Raw genomic sequence first — 19,608 nt, 5'->3', positions numbered from 1 at the left:
TGCACGAATTGAGAATGGGCATGCCGCTTACACGTCGCACGCTGTTTGCAGCCGGAGGCGGAGGGCTGCTGATCGCGCAGGCGCAAGCCGTGGCCACGCCGGCCCAGGCGCAAGACGTCCCAAAACCCATCGTCGGCGACAACAAGCTGCGCATTGCCATGCCGGCCTTCGCCTCGGATCCGTTCTTTCCAGCCGACGGCTCTGGAAACAGCGGCATCGATATGGACCTTGCGCGCGGCATAGCCGCGGAGCTTGGCGTCGAACCGGTGTTCGACCGGTCCGCCGTGACCTTCGACGCCATGGTGCAAAAGCTGGTCTCGGATGAGGCGGACCTGGCGATCGGCAAGCTCAGCCGCACCCTTCAGCGCGGTCGCTCGATCCTCTATTCGCGGCCCTACGCGATGCTGCACCAAGGGCTGCTCGCCAACCGCCTGAACCTGGCGCGCATCGCGCAAGGCAAGCCGCCTGAACAGATCATCCGCGATTTCTCCGGCGAGATCGGCGTGATCGAAGGCTCGTCCTTCGCCGCCTATGCGGCCACGACCTTCCCACACGCCACGATCCAGCGCTTCGCGGGCTGGAACACGGTCATCGATGCGATCCGCAACGGCACGATCGACCTCGCCTATCGCGACGATTTCGAGATCAAGAAGCTGATGGTCGACGATCCATCGATGACTGTGGTCGCGCGCTCGATCACGCTGACGGACAAGGTCGACACGATCGCGGTCGGCGTGCGGCCGGACAATCCGCATCTGGCGGCCTTTGTCGATCTCTATCTCGATCTGGCGCGCGGCCAGCAGGTCCTCAACACCGACGAGATCATCGCGCGCTATCGCCAGGGGAGCAAAGCCTGACAATGGCCGTCTCGGATGTAGCCGCACCCATGCCTTTCGATTGGCGCCTTGCGGCAAAGCGCATCCTGCGCTCGCCGGCGATGACGATCATCATGATCCTGGCCGGGATCCTGTGCGGACTCTATTATCCGGCCCTCGCCCATGCGATCAGCCCCGTGGCGCAGGTCTACCTGAATTTCCTCAAGATGGTCGTCCTGCCCTATCTGGTCTCGTCCGTGATCTTCTCGATCACAGCCATGGTCCAGGATCCGAAATCGGTCCGCTATCTCGGCAAGGTCGGGATAGCGGTACTGGTCGTGTCGTTCCTCGCCGTGCTGGTCAGCGGCACATATTCGCTGATTCTCAAGCCCGGCCAGATCGAGAACCCGCAATCGCGCATCGAGCTCGGCGAGTTCATCAATTCCCAGGGCAGCGTCTCCACCGATCTCGCATTCCCGTTCCAGCCGCCCCCGTCCACCGGTGACCCGGACGCCGGACATTCGATCTTCCTGGATCTGGTGCCGAACAACGTCTTCAACGCGCTGGCCTCCGGCCAGACCATCCAGGTCCTGTTGTTCTGCCTGCTCTTCGGGCTGGCGATGGGGAAAATCCCTCAGCCCTCGTCCATCAGCCTGTCGCAGGCGCTCAACGCCGTGTACAGGGCCTGCACGGTGCTGACCAACTGGTTCGTCTGGGGATTGCCCTTTGCAACCTTCGTCCTGATCGCGGACCAGACCGCCTCGACCGGTACCAAGCCTCTGATGCTGATGGGCGGCTATCTGCTGGTGATGGGCCTTTGCTGCCTGACATTCCTCGCCGGCGCATTTGCCGTCATCGCCATACGCTCGCGGCGGAGCTACTGGGCCACGATCAAGACCCTGCAGCCTCTGCTCATGGTGGCCATCACGACGCGCTCCACGGTCGCCTCGCTGCCCTGGATCATCAATCTGCTGAGCGAGCGGCTGCGCTTCAACCTGGTGGTGGTCGAACTGCTCGTGCCGCTGCAGGCGGCACTGCTGCGAACAGGCCCGGCGCTGTTCTACACCTCGGGCTCCCTGTTTATCGCCCAGCTCTACGGCCATCCGCTCGCAATCCCGGACCTCCTGCTCGTCGGCGTCGTCTCCGCGCTTCTCGCGCTCACCACCAGCGGGATGACCGGCCTGCTCATCCTGTCGCAGATGTCCATCGTGTGCGGCTATCTGAAGCTTCCCTTCGAGGCGGCCTTTGCCTTGTTCGTCGCGGTCGATGCGGCCCTCGATACGTTCATGACGCTGGCCAGCGTCTGCACCGTGGCGGCGAGCACGGCCTTGATCGCGCCCAGCCACAGGGAGACGGCGCAGTCCGATGAACCCGTCGCGCAAGAGCTCGAAGCCGAGCCCGCGCGATGATCGACGACAGCATCCGTCCACAGCTCGGCATCATCGGCGGTCTCGGGCCGCTGGCGTCGGCCGACTTCTACTTCAAGCTGACCCGGATGACAGAAGCGCTGCGCGACAACGAGCATTTGCCCTGCGTCATCCTCAGCGTGCCGCAACTTCCCGACAGGACCGAAGCGATCCTGGCCGGTCATGACGGGCCGCTGGCGCCGCTGACGGCCGCGGTCTCGGCGCTCAACGCGCTCGACGTTGACTATATCGCCATGCCCTGCAACACCGCCCATCATTGGTACGACAAGCTGGCGGCGAACTCGCGGGCAGAGATCATCCACATCGGCGACGCGGTGGTGGCGGAAATCCGCCGCAGCCTGGACCGGGGCCGGGTTGCGAACCTCGCAACCCGGGGCACGCTGGTTTCCGGCTTCTACCAGCACAGGATATCGGCGGCGGGGTTCGACCTATGCCTTCCGCAGGATGCCGAGTTTCAGGAGCGCGTCGACAGCGCGATCATGCTCGTCAAGGCTGGGTCGATCGCGGAAGCCGCGGCCGAGACCGAGCGCGCGCTTCATCTCGCGCAGCTGGCCGGCGCCGATGCGGCGCTTCTTGGCTGCACCGAATTGTCTGTGGTGGCGGCCAGCCTCGGCGATACGAACGGATTGATCGTCATCGACAGCAATGCGGCCCTGGCGCGAGCCAGCCTGAGACGATTGGGCTTCGGCGTGCAGGAAGCCCGGGGCCTGCCGACGGTGCCCCGCTTGCGCGGGAATGGCCGATCGAGCTGGCGCGTTGCGCAGCGAGCCTCGTAAGCTTTACCGCTTCGGCCTCCACCAGATCAAAGCCGGCTTGCGAGCAGCCGGCGTTCTCCAGGTCATAAAATCTTTGAGAGAATATTTTCCGCGTCCTGCTTGAGAGGAAAAGCGCTTCTTTGCCCAGCCGGGCAGCATTGGTGATGCTGATATCGAGGCTTCGCATCCCGCCAGGCCAAAATGATTTCAGGATCGCAAGGAACGCATCATGTCCGAACGCGGCAACGCTTCAAAATCTCTCGTTACGTCAATCACCAGGCGCGCCGGATTTGGCGTGTTTCTCGCCACGACATTGGCCATCATCGGCCTCGGAGCGACGTCGCAGTCCTTCGCCGAGGACAAGAAGTCGATCAAGGTCGGCATCATCAGCGGCGAGGATGAGGATGTCTGGCGCGTCGTCACGGCCGAGGCGGCCAAGAAAGGGCTGACCATCGAGGCTGTGGTCTTCAACGACTACACCCAGCCCAACGAGGCGCTGGAGCGCGGCGAGATCGACGCCAACGCTTTCCAGCACAAGCCCTATCTCGACAACCAGATCAAGACGCAAGGCTACCACATCGTGCCGGTCGGCTACACGGCCGTCTGGCCGATCGGCCTCTATTCGAAGAAGCACGCCAAGGTCGCCGAATTGCCGGAAGGCGCCGTCATCGGTGTGCCGAACGACCCCTCCAATGAAGGCCGGGCGCTGCATGTGCTGGAACATGAAGGCCTGATCAAGCTCAAGGACGGCACCGGTATCCTGGCGACGACCGCCGACATTGCTGACAACCCGAAGCAGCTCGAGATCAAGGAACTCGACGCCGGCATCGTCGGCCGCTCGGTGGACGATCTCGACGCCGCCGTGGTCAACACCGACTGGGCGCTGAAGAGCGGGCTCGGCCCCGAAAACCGCATCGCGCAGGAACCGGTGGCCGACAATCCCTACCGCAACTTCATCGCGGTCAAGGCCGGCAGCGAGAACGAACCCTGGGTCAAGACGCTGGTCGCTTCCTACCAGAACGAGGCGGTCAAGGCCGAGTTTGACAAGGTCTACAAGGGCACGGGGATCAGCGCCTATTGATCGGGACCTGGCTGGCAGACATAGGCGGCCCGCTGCTGAGCGGGCCGCCGTCGCGTTTGTGCGACACTGAAACGGACATAGAGATGAACCAGCATGTCACGGCCGAACGCGACGGTCCGGTCCACATCCAGCCGATCGGGCGGGAAGATGTTGTCCGCCTCGTCGATCTGAAGCGCCGGTTCGGCGCGACGGCGGCGCTCGACGGCGTCTCGCTCACGGTGAAGAAGGGCGAGATCCTCGGCATCATCGGCCGCAGCGGCGCTGGCAAGTCGACGCTGATCCGCTGCCTGAACGGGCTGGAGCGGCCCGATTCCGGCGAGGTCTTCATCGAGGGCCGCGAGATCAGCCGCCTCGGCGAGCGCGAATTGCAGCCGTTGCGCCGGCGCATCGGCATGGTGTTCCAGCACTTCAACCTTCTGTCGGCGAAGACAGTCGAGGAGAACGTCGCGCTGCCGCTGAAGATCGAAGGCCGACCGCGCGCCGAGCGTCTGGCGCGCGCGGCGGAATTGCTGCAGCTCGTCGGCCTGTCGGAGAAGGCCAAGGCCTATCCGGCCTCGCTGTCGGGCGGGCAGAAGCAGCGCGTCGGCATCGCCAGGGCGCTTGCTGCCCGACCGGCGTTGCTCTTGTCGGACGAGGCCACCTCGGCGCTCGATCCGGAGACGACGCGTTCGATCCTGGCGCTGCTGAAAGATATCAATTCCAAGCTCGGTCTCACCATCCTGCTCATCACGCATGAGATGGAGGTGATCCGTTCGATCGCCGACCGCGTCGCGGTGATCGATGCCGGCCGGATCGTGGAGGAGGGCGCCGTCTGGCAGGTCTTCGCCAACCCGAAATCGGAGATCACCCGCAGCCTGCTCGGCGGCATCCGGCCGCAATTGCCGCCCGAGATCGCCAGCCGGCTGGTTCCGGGCGAAGGCGCGGAAACGATCCTTAGGATCGATGTCGCCGGCGAGGCCGCGCGCGGTGCTTTGCTTTCCGATCTTGCCGCGGCGGTGCCAGGCCAATTCCGCCTGGTGCAGGGCGGCGTCGATCATGTCCAAGGCCAACCCGTCGGCACGCTGTTCCTGGCCGTTGCCGGCGCTGAGGCCGCGCATCTTGCGCGGGTGACGACATTCCTGAAAGACCGCGGCGCGCGGGTGGAGGTGCTTGGCCATGTCGCCGGTCCTGTTTGAACTCCTCATCCGCTCGATCTGGGAAACGGTGCTGATGACCGGGGCGTCCGGTCTGATCTCGCTGGTCTTCGGCCTGCCGCTCGGCCTTGCCCTGGTCGCCACCGATCGCGGCGGCATCGCCGAGAGCCTTTGGGTCAACCGCATTCTCGGCGCCATCATCAACGGCTTCCGCTCGGTTCCTTTCATCATTTTGCTGGTGGCGCTGATCCCGGTGACGCGGCTGATCGTCGGCACCTCGATCGGCACCTGGGCGGCGATCGTGCCGCTGTCGATCGCCGCCACGCCCTACTACGCCCGCATCGCCGAAGTGTCGCTGCGCGAGGTCGATCACGGGCTGATCGAGGCGGCGCGCGCCATGGGCGGCAACCGCTGGACGATCATCCGCGAGGTGCTGGTGCCGGAAGCGCTGCCGGGCATCGTCGCCGGTTTCACGGTGACGCTGGTGACGCTGGTCGGCGCTTCGGCCATGGCCGGTGCCATTGGCGCCGGCGGTCTCGGCGACCTTGCCATACGCTACGGCTATCAGCGCTTCGAAACCAGTGTGATGGTCGCGGTGGTCGTCGTGCTCATTGTGCTCGTCTGCGGCATCCAGTGGATCGGCGACAGGCTGGTCGCGCGGCTGGATCACCGCGGATGAGGCTGGGGCGCAAGGGACGAACGCAATTTGCCGCGACGGCCGGGAATTGAGCGCGAGCTTCCTCCGTTTGCAATGAGATTGGTTGGTACGTTTCTTCACCCGCAATGACGCCCATGTCATCGTGACATGGGGTCGCGAGTCTCGCCAAGAGGAACCTGTCAATGCCCAGAATAATTCCCGTTCTCGATCTCGATCGCCTGGAGCAGGGCGCATCGGAACTGCGGACATTCTTGTTCGATCTGCGTACCGCCGCCCGCGATGTCGGTTTCTTCTATCTCTGCGGCCACGGCATCACCCAGCCGGAGATCGATGCGGTGCTGGGCGCCGCGCGAGGCTTCTTTGCTTTGCCGGAGGCCGACAAGCTCGGCATCGAAATGGTGAAGTCGCCGCAGTTTCGTGGTTATACGCGCGCCGGCGGCGAGCTGACCAGGGGCAAGGCCGACTGGCGCGAGCAGCTCGACATCGGCGTCGAACGCGCGGCCATTGCGCAAGGGCCGGGCGTGCCGGCCTGGACGCGGCTGCAGGGCCCGAACCAGTGGCCCGCGGCGCTCCCCGATCTCAAGCCCGCGCTGCTTGCCTGGCAGGCCAAGGCGACCGACGTGGCGATCCGGCTGCTCAAGGCCTTCGCGCTGTCGCTCGACCAGCCGGAGGATGCCTTCGATCCGATCTATCGCGGCGAACCGAACCATCGCATGAAGATCGTGTGCTATCCCGGCCGCAATGCCACCGGCGACGACCAGGGCGTCGGTGCGCATAAGGATGGCGGCTTCCTCACGCTTCTGCTGCAGGACGAGAACAAGGGCCTGCAGGTCGAGTATGACGGCAGCTGGGTCGATGTCGACCCGATCCCGCAAACGCTCGTCGTCAACATCGGCGAATTGCTCGAGCTCGCCTCGAACGGCTATCTCAGGGCTACCGTGCATCGCGTCGTCACGCCGCCGCCCGGCGTCGAACGGATTTCGGTGCCGTTCTTCTTCAGCGCCCGGCTCGACGCCACCATCCCGCTGCTCGACCTGCCCGAGGAACTGGCGACCCAGGCGCGCGGCCCGGCCAGCGACCCCGACAATCCGCTCTTCCGCAATGTCGGGACCAATGTGCTGAAAGGCCGGCTGCGGTCGCATCCCGACGTGGCGCGGCGTCATTATGCCGACCTTCTGGAAAAAGCATCGGCCGCCAGCTGACGATTCCCTGTGATTGAGCGAGATTTTTTCGCGATTTCGATCTTTTTTGGAATTCCGTTCGTGGAAAATACACTGCTCAGGCCCCAAATAAGGGGCATCGCTCGGTGTTTTCCTCCCATTGCGCCGGGCGATGTTCCCCTCTGAAGGTTATGACCTTCATTCTTGGCCGGGCCGCTTTCGCGCCCGGCCTTTTTCTTTCATGCCAGAACCTCCTTATGCGGCGAAGCCGCAATGATCGGGGCGTTTGTCGGCCTGCGGATGCGATCGACCTCGACTATCCGCTTGGCAAGCGGTGCTGCGTCGGGCCAAACTGGTCAATCTGCATGCCTGCTCAAGGAGACCTCGAATGACCGCCAACGTTTTTTCCGGCTGCATGCCGGCGCTGATGACGCCTTGCACCGATGAGTGCCTGCCCGACTTCGACCCGCTGGTGCGCAAGGGGCGCGAGCTGATCGCCGCCGGCATGTCGGCCGTCGTCTATTGCGGTTCCATGGGCGATTGGCCTCTGCTCAGCGACGCGCAGCGCATGGAAGGCGTCGAGCGCCTGGTGAAGGCGGGCGTTCCGGTGATCGTCGGCACCGGCGCCGTCAACACGGCCAGCGCCGTGGCGCACGCCGCCCACGCGCAAAAGGTCGGCGCGCGCGGCCTGATGGTGATCCCGCGCGTTCTGTCGCGCGGGCCGTCGGTGACGGCGCAGCGTCACCACTTCAAGGCGATTCTGACCGCCGCGCCCGACCTGCCGGCGGTCATCTACAACAGCCCCTATTACGGCTTCGCTACGCGCGCCGATCTCTTCTTCGCGCTGCGCGCCGAACACCCGAACCTGGTCGGCTTCAAGGAGTTCGGCGGCCCGGCGGATCTGCGCTACGCGGCGGAAAACATCACCAGCCGCGACGACGACGTTGCGCTGATGATCGGAGTCGACACCGCGGTCTTCCACGGCTTCGTCAATTGCGGCGCCTCCGGCGCCATCACCGGCATCGGCAACGTGCTGCCGAAGGAAGTGCTCCATCTCGTGGGCCTCAGCCAGGCGGCGGCGAAAGGCGATGCCGAAGCGCGCCGGCTGGCGCAGGAGCTGGACGCGGCGCTGGCGGTACTGTCTTCCTTCGACGAAGGACCGGACCTCGTGCTCTATTTCAAGCACATGATGGTGCTGAAGGGTAATCCCGAATACAGGCTGCACTTCAACGAGACGGACGCGCTGAGCGACAGCCAGCGCGGCTACGCCGAGCAGCAGCTCAAGCTGTTCGACACCTGGTACGCGCAATGGTCGAGGCAGCCCGCAATGGCACGATACGCGGCCTGAGCAGATCCGGAGCGTCAGTGCACCACCGTGCGCACGCGCTCCCGCAGTTCCCTGAGCAATGAACAGGCCGGTGTCTCCGCCGGCCTGTTCTTACATCCGCTTTAGGCGGCCTTGACCTTCAGCTCGTCCTCGCCGCGCACCATCCTGGTGACGCCGGCGAAGTCGAGCTTGCCGGAGCCGAGCACCGGCACTTTCGGCACGACGCGCACCTCGGCCGGCACCATCAGGTCCATGGCGCCGTTGGCCTTGGCAAAGGCCAGGAAGTCGGCGCGGGTAGCGCCGGAGGCTTCGGTGATGAGGATCAGCTTCTCACCCTTGCGTGCGTCCGCCACCGTGGCGACGGCTGACAGCGAGCCCTTCCAGAGTTCGCCCGCCAGCGCCTCGACGGCTGCCAGCGAGACCATCTCGCCGCCGATCTTGGCGAAGCGCTTGGCTCGGCCGCGGATCGAGATGAAGCCCGCATCGTCGACGGTGACGACGTCGCCGGTGTCGTGCCAGCCGTCGGCCAGCGGTTCGATCACACCAGGGTTCTCGGCGCGCAGGTAGCCGGCCATGACGTTCGGCCCGCGCACGAAGAGCCTGCCGCCTTCCTCGACGCCGGGCACCGGCTCGAGGCGGTATTCCATGCCGGGCATGATTTTGCCGACGCTGCCCGACTTGTTGTACATCGGCGTGTTGATGGCGATCACCGGCGCGGTCTCGGTCACGCCATAGCCTTCCAGGATGCGCAGGCCGAACTTCTCCATATAGGTCTGGCGCGTGGCGGCCTTGACCGGCTCGGCGCCGGCGAAGCAGTAGCGCACCGAGCGGAAGTCGTATGGGTGCGCCGTGCGGGCATAGCCTGCGAGGAACGTGTCTGTGCCGAAGATGATCGTCGCGTTCGACCCGTAGATCAGTTCCGGCACGATGCGGTAGTGCAGCGGCGAGGGGTAGAAGTAGACCGGCACGCCGGAGATCAGCGGCAGCACCGTGCCTGCCGTCATGCCGAAGGAGTGGAAGATCGGCAGCACGTTGAACACCTTGTCGCCCGAATGGAAGTCGATGCGCGAGGCGGCCTGGGCGGCATTGGCCAGGATGTTGCGGTGGGTGAGCACTACGCCCTTGGGCGTGCCTTCCGAGCCGGAGGTGAACAGGATCGCCGCCGGATCGTCCGCCTTGCGCGCCACCCGCGGCGTCGTCTTGCGCAACAGGCCGAGCAACTTGTCCTTGAGGCCGATCGTGGCGCGCAGATCGTCGAGCCAGACGATGTCGACCGAGCGGCCGATCTCCTCCACCACCGGCCCGAGCTTCGCCTGCTCGACGAAGGCGCGGGAGGTGAGCACGGTGCGCACCCCCGCCGCCTTGCAGGCCGACAGGATGTTGGCAGCGCCCGCGGTGAAGTTGATCATCGCCGGCACCTTGCCGGCCGACATGACGCCGAGCAGCGTCGCGCAGGAGCCGTTGGCGTTGGGCAGCATGATGCCGAGCGCCTGCTGGCCGGCATAGAGGTGCTCGAACTTCTCGCCGAGCACGGCGGCGGCGGTCAGCAGCTTGCCGTAGCTCAGCGAGCCGGTGACCGGGTCCTGCACGGCGAGTTCCTTCATGCCGCGCTCGTTGGCCGTCTCGATGATCTTCTCAAGCACCGTCTTGTCGATGTCCTGGGTGCGGAAGACGAGGTCCGACATCACCTGATAGAGCGCGGAACCCGCCGCGGCGCGCCGCTGGCGGCCCTTCAATTCCTGCGCGACTTCGAGCCTCACCGGTTCCAGGATGGTCACCTTGACCTTTGGGAACAGGCGGCGGCGCACATGCTGTGAGGTCAGCCGCGAGAAATAGCTCTTCTCCAGCCCCTCGATGCGCACCGGCACCACCATCGAGCCGGTCTTGTCGGCAACCATGGCGGCGCCGTCATAGACCTTCATCAGCCCGCCGGTGACGGTGATGCGTCCTTCCGGGAAGATGACCAGCGGATCGCCGCCCTGCACGATCTTGATCAGCGTGCGGGTCGACATCGGTTTCGCCGGATTGAGCGGCAAAGCGCGGGCAAGCTTCATGAACGGCTTCATCCACCAGGCCTGGGCGATCGTGTAGTCGATGGCGAAGACCGGTTCCTCGTCGGTCAGCGTCAGCGCCAGCGGGCCATCGAGGAAGCTGACATGGTTGAGCGCCAGGATCGGCGCCTTGCCGGCCGCCTTGAGGTTCTCGATGCCCTCGACCTCCAGCCGCAGGAAGGCGCGGAACAGGATCGAGACGAAATCGCGGAACGGATTGGTCGGCAGGAATTTCAGCATCAGCCAGGCGGCGATCGCGTTGGCGACGACGAGGCCGAGCAGGATGCCGGCGATGGAGACGCCGGCGGCCTGGATCGCGGCGACGAGGATGCCGCCGACCGTCATGAAGCCGGCATTGACGATGCTGACCGCGGCAACGACGCGGGCGCGGCGCGCTTCCGGCGACCAGGCCTGCGCGGCGGCGAAGGTCGGCACCACCAGGAAGGCGGCGGCAATCGCCATGCCGGCGAGGTCGATGGCGACGCGGATGGTGTTCGGGCCGGCGAAGAAGGCGGTGAGCGTGTCGGCCCGGGGCGACGGCTGCATGCTCCAGATGGTCCACGCCAGAAGCAGACCGAATAGCGCCATCAGCGCGGTGCCGACCGGTGCGGGCAGGAGCACCATGCGGCCTTGCGACATCCAGGCGGCGATGGCCGAGCCGATGGCGATCGAGACGGCGAACACGGCGAGATAGGCGGTGACGGCGATCTCGTTGCCGCCGAGCGAATCCTTGATCATCGCCGGCAGGATCGAAAGCACGATCGCGCCGACCAGCCAGAACCACGAGGTCATCAGGCCGGCGCGCCAGATGCGCGTGTCGGTGCGCAATTCGGCGACCTGCCGCCAGGTTGAGCGGAAGACGTTCTTGTCGATGGCAAGGTTGGGCGCCGCCGAACCGGTGGCGGGGATGTAGCGGCTGGCGACCCAGCAGCCGACGGCCAAGGCCATCATGATCGGCCCGAACACCGCGACGCCGATGCCGTCGGCGGAGACGACGCCGCCGGCAATGGTGCCGCCGAGGATCGCGGCGAAGGTGGCCGATTCGATCCAGGCATTGGCCTTGGGCAGTTCCTTGCGCTCGAGGTGATCGGGCAGGATGCCGTATTTGATCGGCCCGAACAGCGCCGAGATGATGCCGAACATCAGGAGTGCCGCCATCAGCACCGGGATCGAGGACAGCGCGATGCCGACGACGGAGACGCCGGCCGCGGCGATCTCGGTGAATTTCAGCCGGCGCGCGATCAGCGCCTTGTCGAAGCGGTCGGCGATCTCGCCGCCAAGCGCTGAAAGCAGCAGGAAGGGCGCCATGAAAATAGCGCCAGCCAGCGTCACCAGCGACGCGGCCTGGTCCTTGGCCAGCGTGAAGAGAATGAGGAACACCAGCGTGTTCTTCAGGAAATTGTCGTTGAAGGCCGAGAGGAATTGCGTCCAGAAGAGAGGCGCGAAGCGCCGCGACATCATCAGATGGGTGTTCATGGCAATTTCCATTGGGCAAGGTCGTCTGGTAGTCCGATTGAACTGAGCGGACACTTGCACGGTTTGAGCCTTGTTTATCGGGAAGCGGTTAAGCTTCGTTACTGCGGTTCAATCCAATCCATTTGTTTCTTGTTCTTGGCGCCTGGAATCTGTCGTCCATGATCGGCCTCCAGGCTTTCCAGGCACCTGAATGTTTGCGGGCTTGGCTATCGGCAAGCATCGATATGATCCTTTCGTTTCAGAGAGAGTGTGGCCCGGCGCGGCCTTGTTTCAGGTCGGATACATCTCTTGAACGTCGTTCATAGGCGCACTATAACACATCATGAACGCCGTTCAAGAAAAAAATGAACGACGTTCACGGTACGCGGGGCGTGCTCGATAAAGCGAAGAGGCAGGTATGGAAGGGCGCGGACTTGTCCTCCGGCGCTCAAGGGCAACCGCTTGGGCGCATCCTGCCGTCTGTCCCTTGCCTCCGGCGAGCGTCCTTCGTCGCTGGCGGAAACCGCGAACACCCTCAGGTGGGTTTTTCGCCGATCACCTCGAATCGCTCGACGTCGCAATGCTCGCCGACCAGCGCCAGCACGTCGGTTGAGGGCGCGTTCGCGTCCGGCTGCTTCCATTGAACCATGAAGGAGAACACGAAGCAGTTGCGGTCGGCGTCGTGTTCCATGCCGACGAAGCGCGCGATGTAGCCGAGCGGGCGCACCATGTCCTGGAGATCGGGCGGCGAAGCTTTCGGACCTGTGACCGACAGGATCGCCGTGTGGTCGCGTGGGATCTTGAGGTCGACCCATTTCAACGCCTGCAGCGTCACCATCGTCAGTACCGTCGCAATCATGCCGAGGCCGTACTGGCCGCCGCCGAAGGCCAGCCCGATCATGGTCATGATCCACATCGTGGCCGCGGTGGTGACTCCGGTGACCAGATCGCCGCGCCGCAGGATGGCGCCGCCGCCAATGAAGCCGACACCGGTGAGCACGCCCAGCGCGAAGCGCATGACGTCCATGCGAACGAAGGAATCTGGCGCTTTGCCGGAAACATCGAGCAGCATGTTGGCCTGGACCATGGCGACACAGGCCGCCAAGCCGACCAGTATGGTTGTCCGCAGTCCGGCGGAATGGCCGCGCGCCTCGCGATTCAGGCCGATGAGAAAGCCTGCCAGCAGCGTGAGCAGCAGCCGCCCGACAAGGTCCGGCCAGGTCGGATGAAGTTGCATGTCGCAGCAAAGCGTTTCGAACATGGTCTCGACAGGGCGCTGAAAGGTCGCCGCGCCTCAATTTCGTCTGCGACATTCAACTGGCAGAGCCAGTGATGGTTCCTGGGCCGATAGCCGGGTTTCCCGCAGTCGATAACCTTCAATGGGCGGCGATGCTCACCACCAGCGCCAGCACCACGATGCCGACCAACCCTGCGATGAAGATGATGCGCTGCGCGCGCGTGCGCAGGATGATTTCGCCCTGCCGTGCGTTCTGGCCGGAGAAGACCGGCCCTTCGTCGTCGCGATCCTTGCTCATGACCTGCTCCTTCCCTTTGGGTGGGCTCGGGAAGCTCTGAGCAGGAACCGATTTGTCGGCTTGAAGTTCCGCCTCATTTCGGCGGGCGAAGGCCCGCGACCGGGATCGAACCGGTCGCGGGGAACGAATCGGATCAGCCGAATTTCGGATCGAGGCTGCCGGACTTGTAGCGCTTGGCCATGTCGGCCAGCGGGATCGGCTTGATCTTCGGCGCGTTGCCGGCGGTGCCGAACTGCTCGAAGCGCTCCTTGCAGAGCTTCTTCATCGCCGCCATGGCCGGCGTCAGATATTTGCGCGGATCGAATTCCGAGGGGTTCTCAGTCAGCACCTTGCGGATCGCGCCGGTCAGCGCCATGCGGTTGTCGGTGTCGATGTTGATCTTGCGCACGCCATGCTTGATGCCGCGCTGGATCTCTTCCACCGGCACGCCCCAGGTCGGCTTCATCTGGCCGCCATATTTGTTGATGATCTCCTGCAGCTCTTCCGGCACCGAGGACGAGCCATGCATGACCAGATGCATGTTCGGCAGGCGGCGGTGGATCTCCTCGATCACATTCATCGCCAGCACCGCGCCGTCCGGCTTGCGCGAGAACTTATAGGCGCCGTGGCTGGTGCCCATGGCGACAGCCAGTGCATCGACATGGGTGTCGCGCACGAACTGCTCGGCCTGTACAGGATCGGTCAGCAGCTGGTCGTGGCTGATCGCGCCCTCGACGCCGTGGCCGTCCTCCTGCTCACCGCCGCCGCTCTCCAGCGAGCCCAGCACGCCGATCTCGCCTTCCACCGACACGCCGCCCCAATGCGCCATGTCGACGACGCGCCGCGTGATGCCCGAGTTATAGGCATAATCGGCCGGCGACTTGCCGTCTTCCTTCAGCGAGCCGTCCATCATCACGGAGGTGAAGCCGTACTGGATCGCCGTGACGCAGGTCGCTTCGTTGTTGCCGTGGTCGAGATGCATGCAGACCGGGATGTCGGGATGGATCTCGACCAGCGCGTCGATCAGCTTGGCCAGCACCACGTCATTGGCATAGGCGCGGGCGCCGCGGCTGGCCTGCAGGATGACCGGCGACTTGGTCTCCTCGGCCGCCTCCATGATGGCGAGCCCCTGTTCCATATTGTTCATGTTGAAGGCAGGCACGCCATAGCCGTGTTCTGCGGCATGGTCGAGCAATTGTCTCAGTGTGATGCGAGCCAACGAATAGTCTCCCGTATCTGGTTTCGAGCCCGTGATTGAAGGCCGCCCGGCGTCGGGCGGCCCCGTTGCTTCTGGCCGGAATCCGACCCTGCCGCAACCTTTTGAAGCCTTTTCGGCCGCAATTCTTGTTGCAGGGCTGAAATCAGGCCTTGTCGGGTTTAAGCCGCGATCTTTGCGCGCGCAGCGAGGATCTCGACGCAGGCTCGCGCCGCTTCCTTGCCCTTCACGGTGAAATGCTCGTGGAAGAAGCGGTGGTGCTCGGCGCTCTCATGGTAGTTGTGCGGCGTCAGCACCGCCGACAGTACCGGCACGCCAGTCACGAGCTGCACATTCATCATGCCGTCGATGACCGCGCTCGCCACGAAGTCGTGGCGATAGATGCCGCCATTGACGACGAAGGCGGTGCCGAGGATCGCCGCGTAACGGCCGCTCTCGGCGAGCGTCTTGGCGTGCAATGGGATCTCATAGGCTCCCGGCACGTCGAAGATATCGACTGCAAAGCCGCCGAGCGCGGCAAGCTCCGCCTCGAACGACGTCACGCATTGATCGACGATATCGGCGTGCCAACGGGCCCGGATGACGGCGACACGACGGACAGTATGGTCTTTGGGGAAATGCTGATTCATGGGTCCTTCCTTCCGTTTCGAACCAGAATCAGGACGCACGACGCAAAAACGTGGCCCGCGCGAGCGGACCGTCTTCTGCGTACGTTCTCTTCCATCCGGACTGTAACCGTCGGCCCCGGAATCGCACCGGATCTGCTGACCCTCCCGTTGCCGGGAGGCGCTCGCGGGCTTGGGCCGAAACCCTTACCGCCGGTGGGGACTTTCACCCCGCCCTGAGAACATTAACGGGGGTTTTATGGGAGAGCAGCGTGGCGCTGTCAATTGGCGATCAGCCGATCTCCCCCTCAAGGGACCCAGAAGGGGGGGAGATCAGCCAGTCACCCACGCTCCGGGAACATCGCCTTCAGCCCTTCGCGCGAGGCCTTCGCCACGCCGCGCTCGGTGATCAGGCCCGTCACCAGCCGCGCCGGCGTCACGTCGAAGGCCGGGTTGGCCGCCGGCGTGGCATCCGGCGAGACGCGCACCTGCGCGACCTTGCCGTCCGACGTCTTGCCCCACACCAGCGAAACCTCGTCGCCCGAGCGCTCTTCGATCGGGATTTCCTTCAGTCCGTCGGCAACCGTCCAGTCGATGGTGGGCGAGGGGAGCGCGACATAGAAGGGCACGTCGTTGTCGGCGGCGGCCAGCGCCTTCAGATAGGTGCCGATCTTGTTGCAGACGTCGCCGTTGGCGGTGGTGCGGTCGGTGCCGACGATCACCATGTCGATGTCGCCATGCTGCATCAGATGGCCGCCGGCATTGTCGACGATCAGCGTGTGCGGCACGCCGTGCCCGGCCATCTCCCAGGCGGTCAGCTGGGCGCCCTGGTTGCGCGGTCTCGTTTCGTCGACATAGACATGCACCGGAATGCCGGCCTCGGTCGCCAGATAGATCGGCGCGGTGGCGGTGCCGTAGTCGACCGTCGCCAGCCAGCCGGCATTGCAATGGGTGAGGATGTTGACGGTCTCGCCGGGCTTCTTCTTCGCCGCGATTTTCTTGATGATCGCAAGCCCGTTCTCGCCGATGGCGCGGTTCAGCCCGACATCCTCGTCGGCGATCTCGGCGGCCCGTCTGTAGGCCGCTTCGGCACGCTCTGCAGGCGCGAGCGGCTTGAGAAATCGCCGCATCTCGTCCAGCGCCCAGCGCAGGTTGATCGCCGTCGGTCGCGTCTTGTGCAACGTCTCCCAGACCGTGTCGAGCGCTTCGTCCGACGGATCGTCCTGCATCTGGATGGCGACGCCGTATGCGGCGGTGACGCCGATCAGCGGCGCGCCGCGCACCCACATGTCGCGGATGGCGGTGGCGATGCCGGCGACGGTTCCGATCTTTTCGATGCGGAACGCATGCGGCAGCCAGCGCTGGTCGATGATCTCGACCGAATGCTCGTCGTCGCTGAGCCAGATGGTGCGGTAATGGCGTTCGCCGACGTTCAAAGGCTCTTCTCCTGTTCGATCAGCGCGGCCAGATTGTTGACCTCGTCGATGCTGTGGATCTGGCGCCGGTTGACGGCGATGTGGCGGCCGAAGCGCAAAGCCTTGGCCTCACATGTGGCGCGCAGGTCTTGATCGGCAATGGTCTCGAAATCGGCATTGTGGGCGAGGCCCAGGATGCGCCGGTGCACCTCGATGCCGGCAAAGCCGAGCAGGTCGGTCCAGATGGAATGCAGCATGTGGTCGAGCGCCTGCTCGGAGCCGAGCAGGTCGCCCTGATCTTCGAACAGGCTCTTCTGGTAGAGTATGCCGGTACGTTCGGTGCGCCACAGATGCGAGAATTCAGCGCGGAACACTGCCCAGGTCTCGGCAGTGACACCAAGCAGATAGGCGCGCATCGGTGCGCGGCTGCCTTTCTCCTCATGGCCGCGCTGCGAGAAGAAGGCCATCCAGAAGTTGGCGAGCAGCATGCCGACGTCGAAGGCGATCGGACCGTAGAAGGCGAACTCCGGATCGATCATCCGCGTTTCGCTGTCGGTCACCATGATCGAGCCCGAATGCAGGTCGCCATGCAGCAGCGTCTCGGCATTGGCGGCGAAGAGATGCTTCAGGCGCTGCGCTTCGACCTTGAGGTCGCGGTCGGCGCGCAGCTCGGCCACCAGGCCGTCGAGCTGCGGCGAGGTATGCCGGTTCATCTTGGCGTCGAAATAGGGATCGGAAAACACCAGGTTCTCGGTGATGTCGCATAGCTCGACATTGTCGGCGAACAGCGTCAGATCGGACTTGCGCTCTTTCGCCACCATCGACAGATCCGAGCCGCGGAACAGCGTGCGGGCCATGAACAGGCCGATGTCGCGCGCGATGTTCGGCAATTCGCGGCCGTCGATCAGCGCGCGCCTGAGAATGATGTGCGGCGGCGCCAGATATTCCATGACGATCAGCGCCTGCGTCTCGTCGAAATGGTAGATCGCCGGCACCGAGCCCGGAGCACGCGCTTCCTGCCTTGTCAGCGCATGATATTCGAAGAAGGAGCGCTTCAGCGGCAGCGGCCAGCTGTCGCCGACCAGCCGCACATAGGGCAGCGCCTGCTTGACCACCGCGGCACCCTGGTCGCCCTCGACGATGAAAACGAGGTTGAGATTGCCGTCGCCGACTTCGCGCACCTTCCAGCGGCTGGCGTCCTTGCCGATGCGCTCGGTCAGCGCCGTAGTCTCGCCAAGGCGCTTCGGCAGCGTTTCCACCGACAATGCTTCGAACTTCCCGGTCATGCTCTCCCCTCCTGCGCGTGGTTTCCGACGATAGCGGAGCCACGGCGGCGAGGCCAAGCTAGGAAGCGGTCTGGCAAATGTCAATCGTGTTGACAATTGCCGAATGAGCCCATAGCGTCACGATCCGGGAGGAACGGATGGGCGCAGATGCCGTGTTCCATGTGGAGGGCCTGAGGAAATCCTTCGGCCAGAACGAGGTGCTTGGCGGCATCTCGCTTGACCTCTTTGCGGGCGAGGTCACCGTGCTGATGGGCGCCAACGGCGCCGGCAAATCCACCCTGGTCAAGATCGTCAGCGGCGTCTACGAACGCGGTGCTGGCACGATGCGGCTCGCCGGCAAGGCCTTCGACCCGCAGACCCCCGCCGAAGCCATTCGCGCCGGCGTAGTCACCGTTCATCAGAACATCAATGACGGCGTGGTCGCCGACCTCGATGTCGCCACCAATCTGACGCTCGACCGGCTGAGCGGCAAAGGCGCGTCGTTGCTTTTCAAGCCTGCCGATGTCCGGGCCGAGGCGAGAGCCGTCGCCGACCGCATGGGGCTCACCATCGATCTGAAGGCGCGTGTCAGCGACTTGTCGTTGGCGGATCGGCAGATGGTGGCCATTGCGCGGGCCATGGCGCATCAGCCGAAGGTGCTGATCCTCGACGAGCCGACGTCTTCGCTGTCCAGCGCCGAAGCCGACCGGCTGTTTTCGCTGATCGACCGGCTGCGCGGGCAAGGCGTCGCCATCCTCTATATCTCGCATCGCATGTCCGACATAAGGCGGCTCGCCGATCGTATTGTCTCGATGCGTGACGGCATCGTCTCCGGCGTCTTCGACAAGAAGCCGCTCGACTATGAGGGCGCTGTCAACGCCATGCTCGGCCGCAAGATCCATCTCGACCGGGTGGTGGCGAGAAGCTCCGCCCGCGCGGTCTTCACGGCTGAAGGGCTGCAACTGGCGCAAGGGTCGAGGCCGATCTCGATGACGCTCGGCGCCGGCGAGGTGGTGGCGATCACCGGCCTTGTCGGCGTCGGCAAGACGGCCTTGGCGGAGACGCTGTTCGGCGTGCGCCGGCCGCTCGCCGGCAGCATGCATATGGACGGTAAGTCCTATGCGCCGGGCTCGGCGCGCGAGGCGATCGCCGCCGGCGTCTTCCTGGTCGCCAAGGACCGCGCCGCGAGCGGTATCGTCGGCGGCTTCAACATCGAGCGCAACATCAGCCTGCCGTTCCTCAGGCGCATGTCGGGTCTCGGCGTCATGAAGAAGCGCGCCGAGCGCGTCGCCGCCCGCCGCCAGATCGACGAGCTCGGCATCGTCTGCCGCTCCGAGAAGGACGAGCTGTCGGCGCTCTCCGGCGGCAACCAGCAGAAGGTCATGGTGGCGCGCTGGATGTCGCAGTCCTCGCGGCTCTTCATCCTCGACGAGCCGTTCCAGGGCGTCGACATTTCGGCGCGGCGCGACATCGCCGCCAAGCTGCGGGCCAGCGCCGACGGCCGCGCGACGCTCATCTTCGTCACCGAGATCGACGAGGCATTGGAAACCGCCGACCGTATCCTGGTGATGTCGGAGCACACGATCGTCGGCGAGCATCGCAACGTCGACATCGACCTCGAACGGCTGCTGGCGGAAGTGGCCGGCGGACCGTTTCACAGCGCGGCATGAGATCACCGGATGACGAGATTTGGAGTGCAGGCATGAGTTCCAGTTTGGCGGAGAGGGCAAC

At 64.7% G+C, this 19,608-nt stretch carries 16 protein-coding genes and 1 riboswitch; of the genes, 9 read left to right on the top strand and 7 right to left on the bottom strand.

Translation table 11 applies throughout. The annotated features are described in order from the left end of the window. Positions 1–20 precede the first annotated feature (20 nt). From RFM41_RS06535 to RFM41_RS06500, 8 genes are all read left to right on the top strand, one after another. Positions 21–857: a substrate-binding periplasmic protein gene (locus RFM41_RS06535; RefSeq protein ID WP_320246260.1), complete on the top strand. Its 837-nt coding sequence runs from the start codon at positions 21–23 to the stop codon at positions 855–857. 29 nt (positions 858–886) lie between these two features. Further along, positions 887–2,224, top strand: coding sequence for a dicarboxylate/amino acid:cation symporter (locus RFM41_RS06530; RefSeq protein WP_320246261.1), 1,338 nt, complete (start codon positions 887–889; stop codon positions 2,222–2,224). After that, the gene (cuyB, locus tag RFM41_RS06525; protein ID WP_320246262.1) at positions 2,221–3,018 is read left to right on the top strand and encodes a cysteate racemase; all 798 of its coding nucleotides are present in this window, start codon (positions 2,221–2,223) and stop codon (positions 3,016–3,018) included. The genes RFM41_RS06530 and cuyB overlap by 4 nt, the downstream gene beginning before the upstream one ends. 208 nt (positions 3,019–3,226) lie before the next feature. Further along, on the top strand, positions 3,227–4,078 hold the full coding sequence (locus tag RFM41_RS06520; RefSeq protein WP_320246263.1) for a MetQ/NlpA family ABC transporter substrate-binding protein: 852 nt from the start codon (positions 3,227–3,229) through the stop codon (positions 4,076–4,078). Positions 4,079–4,161: 83 nt separating this feature from the next. Next, positions 4,162–5,253 (top strand): methionine ABC transporter ATP-binding protein, encoded by a 1,092-nt coding sequence (locus RFM41_RS06515; RefSeq protein ID WP_320246264.1) that lies wholly within the window; start codon positions 4,162–4,164, stop codon positions 5,251–5,253. Next, positions 5,234–5,890, top strand: coding sequence for a methionine ABC transporter permease (locus RFM41_RS06510; protein ID WP_040980259.1), 657 nt, complete (start codon positions 5,234–5,236; stop codon positions 5,888–5,890). The genes RFM41_RS06515 and RFM41_RS06510 overlap by 20 nt, the downstream gene beginning before the upstream one ends. Before the next feature lie 161 nt (positions 5,891–6,051). After that, complete coding sequence (locus RFM41_RS06505) at positions 6,052–7,071, top strand: isopenicillin N synthase family dioxygenase (protein ID WP_320246265.1); 1,020 nt, start codon at positions 6,052–6,054, stop codon at positions 7,069–7,071. Between the two features lie 346 nt (positions 7,072–7,417). Continuing rightward, positions 7,418–8,377: a dihydrodipicolinate synthase family protein gene (locus RFM41_RS06500; RefSeq protein WP_320246266.1), complete on the top strand. Its 960-nt coding sequence runs from the start codon at positions 7,418–7,420 to the stop codon at positions 8,375–8,377. A gap of 101 nt (positions 8,378–8,478) precedes the next feature. Here RFM41_RS06500 and RFM41_RS06495 read toward each other — a convergent pair whose 3' ends face one another. From RFM41_RS06495 to mtnK, 7 genes are all read right to left on the bottom strand, one after another. Further along, positions 8,479–11,883, bottom strand: a complete 3,405-nt coding sequence (locus RFM41_RS06495; protein WP_320246267.1) for an acyl-[ACP]--phospholipid O-acyltransferase — start codon at positions 11,881–11,883, stop codon at positions 8,479–8,481. Between the two features lie 514 nt (positions 11,884–12,397). Then, positions 12,398–13,123: an MgtC/SapB family protein gene (locus tag RFM41_RS06490; protein WP_320246268.1), complete on the bottom strand. Its 726-nt coding sequence runs from the start codon at positions 13,121–13,123 to the stop codon at positions 12,398–12,400. 115 nt (positions 13,124–13,238) lie between these two features. Continuing rightward, entirely contained in the window at positions 13,239–13,397 is a 159-nt protein-coding gene (locus RFM41_RS06485) for a peptide ABC transporter permease (protein WP_320246269.1), read from the bottom strand. A gap of 133 nt (positions 13,398–13,530) precedes the next feature. Further along, positions 13,531–14,595, bottom strand: a complete 1,065-nt coding sequence (gene fba / locus RFM41_RS06480; protein WP_041005077.1) for a class II fructose-bisphosphate aldolase — start codon at positions 14,593–14,595, stop codon at positions 13,531–13,533. Positions 14,596–14,753: 158 nt separating this feature from the next. Continuing rightward, positions 14,754–15,221 (bottom strand): 6,7-dimethyl-8-ribityllumazine synthase, encoded by a 468-nt coding sequence (locus RFM41_RS06475; RefSeq protein ID WP_320246270.1) that lies wholly within the window; start codon positions 15,219–15,221, stop codon positions 14,754–14,756. 79 nt (positions 15,222–15,300) lie between these two features. Further along, positions 15,301–15,445: riboswitch (FMN riboswitch) on the bottom strand. 93 nt (positions 15,446–15,538) lie between these two features. Continuing rightward, positions 15,539–16,633 carry an S-methyl-5-thioribose-1-phosphate isomerase gene (mtnA, locus tag RFM41_RS06470; protein WP_320246271.1) on the bottom strand — a complete coding sequence of 365 codons (1,095 nt, stop codon included), beginning with the start codon at positions 16,631–16,633 and terminating at the stop codon, positions 15,539–15,541. After that, a complete protein-coding gene (mtnK, locus tag RFM41_RS06465) occupies positions 16,630–17,898 on the bottom strand; it encodes an S-methyl-5-thioribose kinase (protein WP_320246272.1) in 1,269 nt (422 codons plus the stop codon). The genes mtnA and mtnK overlap by 4 nt, the downstream gene beginning before the upstream one ends. Before the next feature lie 137 nt (positions 17,899–18,035). Here mtnK and RFM41_RS06460 point away from each other — a divergent pair, with 137 nt between their 5' ends. Then, entirely contained in the window at positions 18,036–19,547 is a 1,512-nt protein-coding gene (locus tag RFM41_RS06460) for a sugar ABC transporter ATP-binding protein (protein ID WP_320246273.1), read from the top strand. The last annotated feature ends 61 nt before the right edge of the window (positions 19,548–19,608 follow it).

The sequence above is a fragment of the Mesorhizobium vachelliae genome, from assembly GCF_033977325.1.
Classification (GTDB): Bacteria; Pseudomonadota; Alphaproteobacteria; order Rhizobiales; family Rhizobiaceae; genus Mesorhizobium; species Mesorhizobium vachelliae.
Note: the sequence above shows the minus strand (reverse complement) of the source record. Positions and strands in the feature narration are given on the sequence as shown.